The sequence below is a fragment of the Flavobacterium sp. UGB4466 genome (assembly GCF_903469665.1).
GTDB classification, from domain to species: domain Bacteria; phylum Bacteroidota; class Bacteroidia; order Flavobacteriales; family Flavobacteriaceae; genus Flavobacterium; species Flavobacterium lipolyticum.
Genome location: NZ_CAGKLC010000278.1, coordinates 1 through 428 on the forward strand (window position 1 = coordinate 1; position 428 = coordinate 428).

Consider the following 428-nt stretch of genomic DNA (forward strand, 5'->3'; position numbering starts at 1 on the left):
GCCAATAATACCACTCCAACTACTGCTATTTGTGAGACTGCTACCAAAACCCTTACCGCTACACCGGCAGGAGGTACCTGGAGCATTGTTTCAGGAGGCGGAAGCATCACAGGATCGGTTTATACGCCAGCAGATGTTACTGCGGATACAGTGGTAACGATAAGATACACGGTTGCTTCTAACGGAAGTTGTGCCGCTAGCAGTTCAGATGTTACCTTCACGGTAAACGCTTTTGCAGGCACCGCCAATAATACCACTCCAACTACTCCTATTTGTGAGACCGCTACCAAAACCTTAACTGCTACACCGGCAGGAGGTACCTGGAGCATTGTTTCAGGAGGTGGAAGCATCACAGGATCGGTTTACACGCCAGCTGATGTTACAGCAGATACAGCGGTAACGATAAGATACACAGTTGCTTCTAACGG

The 428-nt window shown here is 48.8% G+C and carries 1 protein-coding gene; it reads left to right on the forward strand.

The genetic code is table 11. The features are described 5' to 3' along the window. Positions 1-428: hypothetical protein (locus JO950_RS22045; protein WP_202704555.1), on the forward strand; the 428-nt coding region annotated here is incomplete at both ends.